The following is a 9,138-nucleotide window of genomic DNA, read 5'->3' on the forward strand; positions in this document are numbered from 1 at the left end:
TTTCCTGGCCGGCTGCGGTTTTGCCTTGAATGATCCGGCCTGGCATGCCTCCGTTGGCGATATCCTTCACAAGCGCGACATTCATTGCGGTGACGCTTATGTCGGTCGGATACAACATCGTGCGCAGCATCGGGCCGGCTTTGGGCGGTCTTATCATGGCCTTCTTTGGACCGCTGGCCGCTTTTGCATTGGCTGCGGTGAGTGATCTGGTGCCTCTAAGCGCACTATGGCGCACCAAATGGAAGGTGCGCACTTCGCCTCTCCCTCGTGAGAAAATGACGACGGCGGTTCATGACGGCCTCCGCTTCACGGCGATGTCCTTGGAGATCCGGGCGGCGATCGCCCGTGCAGCCCTTTTCGGGTTGGCCAGCATCGCCATACTGGCGTTGCTCCCTCTCGTCGTCCGGGATCAGTTGAAAAGTGGGCCAATCGTCTATGGCATCCTGTTAGCCGGCTTCGGCATGGGTGCTTTCATTGCAGGCATGAGCAACGGCTTCCTAAGGCGGATCACGTCTCAAAACAGGCTGGTGGCCTTGGCCTCTGTCGCTTGTGCGGTCTGTTGCCTCTCCCTGGCCCTTACATCGTCGGTCGCTGTGGCGGCGATTTCGCTGGCACTCGGCGGAGCGGGTTGGCTCATCACCTGGACCGGCATTGACGTGTCGGTGCAGCTGGCAAGCCCAAGGTGGGTTGTAGGCCGCACGCTCTCGATCTACTACGCCTTGAGCGCTGGCGGTATGGCCGCCGGCAGCTGGATCTGGGGTTCTGTCGCACAGAACTACTCTCTGACATGGGCTTTGGAGGGTGCCGCAATAGCCCTGTTGCTGGTCGCAGCTGCGGGGATAGTGTTGCCGCTGCGGCCTTGGGAAGAAACGGATCAGGAAAGTTCGGAGTTTCTAGCCCCGGAGCTGGCGCTCGATCTGAAGCCAAGGAGCGGCCCGATCGTTGCCAAGGTCGACTATTCCATATCCGAGAAGAATACCGACGCTTTTCTCGCCTGCATGCGTGCAAAGCGCCACGCTCTTAGCCGTTGTGCCGTCCAGAATTATCTGTCGTTGTCCGGAATTAAGCCGGGCTTCGTGAGGTCGTGTGCGGTACTGTGCGCACCATGGCAAACCGTGGATCTACGCAGGCGGCCTTGTGGCCGCCGGCCGCCGGCCGCCCGGATGAAACCATGGATGGCTGATTGAGATTGGAACCTGGTCACCTCCGAACCGCGACCGGCGGCTCGTATTCAGTACTCTACGCGACAACATGGTTTCCCGTTCGCGCACTTGCTTCTCCTGGGCGCTTGCGGTTCGGGGCTGACGGTCGTTTCGGCGCTCGTGCAGAAGCTTGAGCACATCGCTGGCGCACGACATGCCGCGAAGCGTGGTCTCGATCCGGGGAAGACGAATGCTGCCGAGCCCGCTGGAAGCGGCAACGCAGTTCTGGAGAAGGTAGCAAAGCGCTCGTAGGGAGGTGTTCTCACCCTAGACGGCAATCGCTTCGTAGCTGTCGGTTCCCTCAACGTTGTGTTCGACGCCGATCCTTATGCAATCCTCCCGCGTCGGCTGCCCGATTTCGAAACGCATGCCGATACGGCTTTCGATCTGATCCATAGCGTGGGTGTCACGCCTCGTGCCCGCTAACCGATGAGTGTTACCAGCGAGCAGCAACGCGAAACCGCAGCGCTCCTGAAGATGCAGCAGCTCCCGCAGCACGGTGGGTGTGAAGTTCTGATATTCGTCTACAAGCAACGGACGCGTTGGGTATCGGGCGCCCAAGAAATTGATGCAATCCTTCGCTAGGCCGTATGTGAACTTGCTGTCCTTTTGAACGCCGTAGGCGTCGTGCAGCATCTTGAACATTGGCCTGATGGCCTTGTATGCTGCGCAACCTCACAGTAGGCAGCTCCACTCTGGTCGGCTATCCACCTGAGCGCAACAGTCTTTCCGAGTCCGGCTTTGCCGACCGCAAGCACTGGATATCGCATCTTGACCGCCGTATCGAAGGCAGCCCGCACGGTGAGCGCGGCGCGGGTTTCGATAAACTCATTCGACGATCCTCTTCGCCAAGTCCATCTGAGCGGCTATGCGCTCGTCCTGTTCGCGTCGGCGCTCTTCGGAGGGCAAAGGCCTCTTCGGCATCACGATCCGCGCCGGCCGCTTCGCCGGATCGTAAGAGACGATGCCGAACGGCTCGTAGGGAATCGTGTCAGGCTGGGCTTCGCCGCGTGCGATCAGGCGTGCAGCCACATCGATATCAGGCGCTGATCGATCGAGGTCACGCACCGCCTGCCGATGCACCCTCGCGCGTTCCGCTGCTGTTTTTGCGCCGCGCTTGTCGAGCGGATGGAACTCGACATCGGGAGAGGCTATGCCGACTCGTTCACCATACCGGTCAAGCAAGAGCAACTCGGCCGGTGTGTGATAGGCCGGCACACGGACCCAAATCTTCTCGTACTGGTACGCCTGCAATTCCGGGCATGTCCAATGGCGGCCACCGACCGATATCGCACCCTGAACAACCGACCGCTCTTCGGTTCGGGCACATGCCGCGCGCACTTCATCGCGGCTCATCGCAGTCGGCGCCCATCCCGCCTCGAGGTATTTGCGGTATGTGGCTTCAGGTGAGAGACCTTTGAGCGCGCTCTTCTTGCCCTGCGCAGTGTGATTATAGGTGCGCACGAAGCGTTCTATGGCTGGCACCACATCCTCGAACGCGCCGAACGGAGCGACCGTCCTGCCGATCGCCTCCTGCTTCTTGCTCATTCGGTTGCCGCCGATGTGGCCGCGCGCCGTGCAGAAATAGCGCGTCTCCAAGTCACCGAATAAACGCTCAATCGGCTTTGCGGAGGCGTTGTAGGGCAAAGCGTTGATGACGCGGGTTGATCGGGAGGGGCCATGGAAGCCCGGCACGGTAAGCTGCATGGCATCGTCCAGAAAAGCGGCGAAGCCGAATTCCTTGCCGTTGTCGACATAGAGCGACTGCGGCATGCCCCACGCTTCGATCATGGCCGCGAAGACCTCGATTACGTCGCGATTTTGCACGCCGCCGCGCTTTTCGAAAAAGATCAGCCCGATCCAGAGGCGCTGCGTCGCCCAGTCTAAGAATCCGATCAGCCTAGCAGTCGCGACTGTGCCGTCAGGACGAGTGAGGTGAATGTCCACAGGGTGAACATCGCCTACCACCAGCTCCATCGGCTGCATGCCGGCGATGGTGCGGCGGATGCGCGGCCGGCGATCATCATAGGCCTTATGGTCGCGCTTAAACTGGTGGACGTTACGGAAGTGGAGTTCCACCGAGACGAGTTGGGTTGGGATAGAACAAGCGCGCTCCAGCACGTTAGCATCGTCGGACGGAAGCCCCAGGCGAGAGTCGCGTCAATCAGGAATTTCTCGGCCTCTTGCAGGGTGTGGCCCCACGACATGCCGCCTTTGAGGAGGCCGCGGATTTCCTGTTTTAGGTCCTCCGCGATTTTCGCCCTGGTGGGGGCGTCGAACGGAACCAGCTCGTCCCACTTTCGGCTTATGACGACACGCTTCTTGCCCTTGTCCGATCGACCATGCCGGCCGACTTTCATGCCTTCGTCAAAGCGTGCGGCATGACGGTGCAGCGTGCGCAGGGAATAGCTGACCGCCCTACCCTCCCAGTCCCGCGTTGGCTTGTCTGCCAGTTCGGCCAGGGCGTCGGCGCGGGCAGTCGAGTTAGCTGGATGCTGAAGCGCTGACCTTAGGTAATCGAGCCACCATGCGTGCCCTGCCGTCCTGCCGGTGATCGATTTCCAGTGATTTTCAACGCGGGTTTGAGAGGCCTTTAAACGGTGCTGGTATTCGAGCGGCAGAGAGGTGGAATTGACCTGATATTGCTCCCCGGCGTTGCCGCCGCGCCGACCATTGACCTTCCGCACTTCGAGCGGGTTTTTGCGCCAGCGACGCCGAAGAAGAGCGCGGTGAGCGACTTGTCGCCTAATGCCGACCAGCGCAGCAAACTCAATTGTCGACAGCCACTCACCCATAGCATGGCTGCTGCTGTCGCGGCAGAGCATCTCGTGCAGGGCCAGTGCGTTCGGCCCGTTGCGCTTTTCGGTCACCGCATAAACGGCTAACATTCGGCAAATGCCGTGATCCTGGTACCACCTGTTTAGGGATGAACCTTGCGCCACAAACCCCGCACGCACTTTTACGAGGAGAGCGGGGGAACCTGTTTGCATGCCCTTTTGAAACCCGGTTGCAATTACTTTGCAATCGTGATTTCAAAACGAAACGCCGTCAACTCCCCCAGATGACAGACTCGATTGTTGATCGCTACATCCGCGAGCTAAAGCGGCACTTCAAGGTAACTAGCGACGACGACCTCTCGCGCAAGGTAAACATTGGCAAGTCAACGTTAGCAAGCTGGCGTCGGCGCGGGGCAATTCCTGAGGATTTTGTGGAGATATGCTACATGACGAGCGTATAGACTCTTTCAAGATCGTCCGAGACCGTCGACGTCGCGGAGGCAATATCAATGTCAGCCGCCGGCGAGAAGATACTCTTAAGCGCTGCAATATCGCTGGGCCGTCAGCTCGATGACGCGTCCGCTAGGGACTGGGCCATTTGGATCGCTGATAACCGCCTTCGAATATTCCCGGAAATCGTAAAGCTCGATGAGGCAGAGCGCATCGACGAAACGATCAATGACCAATATGTGGCGAGCCGTGTTGTTGCGTTGGCCATGCGCGCCGTGGACGGGAATATGCTAACCGCAGCAGAACTGAAACGAATCCGCCGAGAGGTGCGAGCGGGACTCACTCGATAAGGGTTACCAAACCTGTTCCTGTGGGTTACCAATCCGCGTCTTGGGTGGCTTTAGGTTCCCAATCAGGGCCGCAATAAGCTTAATGAAGACAGATCCTTAGGGCCAGTTCGGAATTGATTGTCGTTGGGGCACATTGGTAACCTGTTGGCCGAAGGGCATTGGGAACCTCTTCGGGCGAAAGGGGTGGTATGTGAGCCACTTAGAAGTCCGGCCGACGACAAATAATTCTGGACTCGGAGTCTCACCGACGACAAATAATTCCGGACATCACAACCTGCGCACAAAAACGCACAGCCTGTCGTGGATACAATACGAACGATAATGCATTATCGTTCGTTTTGTGAGACCCCTGGGAAATGGCCTCTCTCATCGATCAAAACCCCGAGAGGCGTGCCCGGCACCGCTCCGCTGAACCACAGGAAACGGCGCCGGGTGTCGACCAAACCGCGCCAGCAGGCTCGGCCGAGCCCGACGTCTCGATCGCCGACGATATGCCGGACATCATCGACGTCGTCCTGGAGATGAGCAGGACGCCGAAAGAGCCGCCGGCCGACGCCCCCACCCCTCTTCCGGCCGTCGCGAACCCTCGCCTACCGGCGCATCTCGACGCACTCGCCGGGCGCGCGCGCGACTATGTCGAGGCGGCAAGCTCTGCCAACACTCGCCGCGCCTATACGTCGGACTGGCGGCAGTTTGCGAGTTGGTGCCGGCGCCAGGGAGTCGAGACGTTCCCGCCGGATCCCCAGGTGGTCGGGCTCTACATCACTGCGTGCGCCTCTGGCGCGGCGACCGGCGACAAGAGGCCGAACTCCGTGTCGACCATCGAGCGCCGGCTGTCCTCGCTGACGTGGAACTATGCGCAGCGCGGCCAGCCGCTTGACAGGAAGGATCGCCATATCGCTACCGTCATGGCCGGCATCCGCAACAAGCACGCCGCCCCGCCCCGGCAGAAGGAGGCGGTGTTGCCCGAAGATCTGATCGCCATGCTGGAAACGCTCGACCGCGGCAGCCTGCGCGGCCTGCGCGACCGCGCCATGCTGCTGCTCGGCTTCGCCGGCGGCCTGCGCCGCTCCGAGGTCGTCGGCCTGGACTGTGGCCGTGACCAGACCGAGGATGGCCGCGGCTGGGTGGAGATCCTCGACAAGGGCATGCTGGTCCGCCTGCGCGGCAAGACCGGTTGGCGCGAGGTCGAAGTGGGGCGTGGCTCGTCTGATACGACCTGCCCGGTGTAGCACTGGAAACCTGGCTCAAGCTCGCACGTATCGCGCACGGTCCCCTCTTCCGGCGCGTCACTGGCCAGGGCAAGGCGGTCGGCGCGGATCGGCTCAACGACCAGGAGGTCGCCCGCCTCGTCAAGCGGACCGCACTGGCCGCCGGCGTGCGCGGCGATCTGTCGGAAAGCGAGCGCGGAAGGCTCTTTGCCGGCCATTCGCTGCGCGCCGGCCTTGCGTCGTCGGCCGAAGTCGACGAGCGCTACGTGCAGAAGCAGCTTGGCCACACCTCCGCCGAGATGACCCGTAGGTACCAACGGCGGCGCGACCGCTTTCGGGTCAACCTCACCAAGGCGTCGGGACTCTAGAAAAGCCCCCTCCCCTCCCCCGCTGACACCCTCCCGACGGCGCAGAGATGCCGATCCGATCGTTTTTTGATATCTTCGGTGTTTGTACAACCGCCCCTTTCCTATGCTGAGAGACGCCGCAAATGGCCCGTGAAGCGCAAGATCGACGCTCCGGACGACCAAAAGGCCGGCAAATCGGCTACGCGCGCGTGTCGACGGACGAACAAGCGACGGAAGCGCAGGAGATTGAGCTGCGATCGGCCGGTTGTGACGTCGTCGTTCAGGAACATGGATCAGGTGTGTCGAGAGCCGCCCGGCCCTACTGCGGTTGATGAGCGACATCGGCGCCGGCGATGTCCTGGTCGTCGTGCGTCTCGATCGCCTTGCGCGCTCGGTCAGCCACCTTCTTCAGGTGATCGAGGATCTGACTGAGAAGGGCGCGCATTTCCGATCTCTCCGAGATCCAATCGACACGTCGACGCCACAGGGCATGTTTTCGCTACAGGTACTCGGCGCCGTTGCCCAGCTCGAGCGTGCGCTGATTTCGGAGCGGACCAAGGCCGGGATCATCGCTGCACGATCGAAGGGGCGGCTGCCAGGCAATCCTGGTATCCGGGAGCGCAGGCCCGAAGCCCTGGTGAAGATGACAGCGGTGCAAAAGGCAGCCTATGGCCGACGGCTACAATCAACGATGAACCAGTGGCTTCCGACGGTCCGCCGGATGCGACCAGACCACAACTGGGACGATATCGCTCGGGTCCTGAAGCAGCGCGGCCTCGAGTGGACGCCTGAACGACTGCGGCGGGCAGTGAGGTGGCTCGTCACCGAGCACCTGGCCGAATCCACACTGCTAAAGCGGGCGTCCCCTCTGCCTCCCGAAGATCGCCTGATGACTCTTGTGGCAGGGATTTCGCAGTCTAATCCAGACCTGTCGCTCCGCGACATCGCTGGCGAGGATCTGCGGCAAGCGGTGGCGATGGTTGCCGGTCGTGCGATCACCGAGGCATCCGGCAGGATCACGCTCGATACGGCGGCGGAGATTGCCGCGACGGGCGTCGATCTGATTTCCATCTGACCCACAGCGCGCCGATCCTGGATATCGGCCTCGACTATCGTGACCCATGACCGCCTGGCGAACGAACGGCAGCGGGTTGATGCCCGTTCCGATCGCCGTCAATCAGCCAGCAAAGATGCCTAAAAGACAGAACCGAAGGAACAGGATGGAAATGCACGCACCGAATTCGACGAAGGCAATGCCAGAGGCTCAATCCACTGATAACGCGACGTGGACCCTGGAGAAGGCTCGGGCACTTCACGACGCACCCTTCAACAATCTCCTCTTCCTGGCGCAAACTGTCCATCGCGAGAATTTCGATCCCAACAAGATCCAGCTCAGCCGGCTTCTCAGCATCAAGACAGGCGGATGTCCGGAGGATTGCGGCTATTGCAGCCAGTCCGCGCATCACGAATCCGGGCTGAAGGCATCGAAGCTGATGGAGGTGCAGCGCGTCATTGCCGAAGCGAGCAAGGCGCGCGACGCCGGCGCCACCCGCTATTGCATGGGCGCTGCCTGGCGAAGCCCCAAGGCGCGGGACATGGATGCGGTCGTCGCCATGGTGGAGGGCGTGAAAGCGCTCGGCATGGAAACCTGCATGACACTCGGCATGCTTCGCGCCGAAGATGCCCAGCGCCTGAAAGGCGCGGGCCTCGACTACTACAATCACAACATCGATACGTCGGAACGTTACTATAGCGAGATCGTCAGCACGCGGAGCTTTGCGGACCGGCTGGAGACGCTGGCGCATGTTCGCCAATCCGGCATCAAGGTGTGCTGCGGCGGCATTGTAGGCATGGGCGAAGACCCCATAGACCGGATCGACATGCTGGTGACGCTGGCCAACCTGCCGGAACATCCGGAGAGCGTCCCGATTAATATGCTGATTCCGATCGCAGCAACGCCGCTGGCTGAGGCAAAGCCCATCGAGCCGATCGAGTTCGTTCGCATATCGCGCTCGCACGCATCATGATGCCGAAATCGCATGTTCGCCTGTCCGCCGGCCGCACCGCCATGACCGATGAGATGCAGGCGGTTTGCTTCTTCGCGGGAGCCACTCGATCTTCGTCGGAGATACGCTGCTGACGGCCGACAATCCCGGCGAGGACAAGGATATTTTGCTGTTGCAGCGTCTCGGCATCGGCCCATGGAACTTGAAGCGCAATGAATGCTGCGTTTCTCGCACGCTATGACGCGACCTTGCGCGGTCTCGCGCGAAGGGACCGGCTGAGAACGCTGTCGCCTCGCAAGGGGTTCGACTTTGCGTCGAACGACTATCTCGGGCTCGCGGGATCCGCGAGGCTCGCCAATGCAGTCGCCGCAGCGCTCTCCCGTGGCACGCCAGTCGGAGCAAGCGGTTCGCGACTTCTTCGGGGCAATGCGCCCGAACATGAGGAGCTTGAGGCCAAGGCAGCCGGGTTCTTCCACACGGAGCGTGCCCTCTTTTTGGCGGCGGCTATGTCGCCGCGCCCTTACGATCGCATTCGCCGCATTCTTGACGGCCCTGGCGTCGGTTTCGGAAAAAAGGTCTTCGATGTTCTCGATCGAGGCGGCCGCCATCTCCGCATAAAGCTTGGGTAATTTGCCGCCCGCTAAACCCGGTTCGGAACCGTGGCTGCCCAGTACTTGCCCTCGATCAAAGTCTTTACAACCTTGGGGATTAGCTTGCGGACCGCCGATACGGCTGGAGAGCGCTCATCCTTCGGGTTGACGGCAAGCACAACGGAACGGGTAATCACCGGATCGA

4 protein-coding genes and 6 pseudogenes are annotated in these 9,138 nt (G+C 61.1%); 7 read left to right on the forward strand and 3 right to left on the reverse strand.

What is annotated here, in order from left to right; translation table 11 throughout:
* Positions 1-1,046 (forward strand): annotated as a pseudogene (locus tag NKH60_RS34015) (MFS transporter); the annotation flags it as partial.
* A 423-nt stretch (positions 1,047-1,469) separates the two neighbouring features.
* Here NKH60_RS34015 and NKH60_RS34020 read toward each other — a convergent pair.
* Both NKH60_RS34020 and NKH60_RS34025 read right to left on the reverse strand, forming a co-directional pair.
* Complete coding sequence (locus tag NKH60_RS34020) at positions 1,470-1,847, reverse strand: TniB family NTP-binding protein (protein ID WP_352874981.1); 378 nt, start codon at positions 1,845-1,847, stop codon at positions 1,470-1,472.
* 183 nt (positions 1,848-2,030) lie between these two features.
* Positions 2,031-3,323 (reverse strand): hypothetical protein, encoded by a 1,293-nt coding sequence (locus tag NKH60_RS34025; RefSeq protein WP_352874983.1) that lies wholly within the window; start codon positions 3,321-3,323, stop codon positions 2,031-2,033.
* 940 nt (positions 3,324-4,263) lie between these two features.
* Between NKH60_RS34025 and NKH60_RS34030 the strand changes: the two genes are divergently transcribed.
* The 6 genes and pseudogenes from NKH60_RS34030 to NKH60_RS34055 form a co-directional block, all read left to right on the forward strand.
* The gene (locus tag NKH60_RS34030) at positions 4,264-4,440 is read left to right on the forward strand and encodes a helix-turn-helix domain-containing protein (RefSeq protein ID WP_352874987.1); all 177 of its coding nucleotides are present in this window, start codon (positions 4,264-4,266) and stop codon (positions 4,438-4,440) included.
* A 48-nt stretch (positions 4,441-4,488) separates the two neighbouring features.
* Entirely contained in the window at positions 4,489-4,779 is a 291-nt protein-coding gene (locus NKH60_RS34035) for a hypothetical protein (protein WP_352874985.1), read from the forward strand.
* Positions 4,780-5,135: 356 nt separating this feature from the next.
* Positions 5,136-6,358 (forward strand): annotated as a pseudogene (locus NKH60_RS34040) (site-specific integrase).
* 122 nt (positions 6,359-6,480) lie between these two features.
* Positions 6,481-7,412 (forward strand): annotated as a pseudogene (locus NKH60_RS34045) (recombinase family protein).
* A gap of 178 nt (positions 7,413-7,590) precedes the next feature.
* Positions 7,591-8,584 (forward strand): annotated as a pseudogene (bioB, locus tag NKH60_RS34050) (biotin synthase BioB).
* Positions 8,556-8,857: pseudogene (locus NKH60_RS34055) on the forward strand (aminotransferase class I/II-fold pyridoxal phosphate-dependent enzyme); the annotation flags it as partial. The pseudogenes bioB and NKH60_RS34055, both read left to right, overlap by 29 nt.
* A 126-nt stretch (positions 8,858-8,983) precedes the next feature.
* Here the strand turns inward: NKH60_RS34055 and NKH60_RS34060 are convergent.
* Positions 8,984-9,138, reverse strand: a pseudogene (locus NKH60_RS34060) (LysR family transcriptional regulator); the annotation flags it as partial.

This window comes from Mesorhizobium sp. M1006 (assembly GCF_040318825.1).
Lineage (GTDB): Bacteria > Pseudomonadota > Alphaproteobacteria > Rhizobiales > Rhizobiaceae > Mesorhizobium.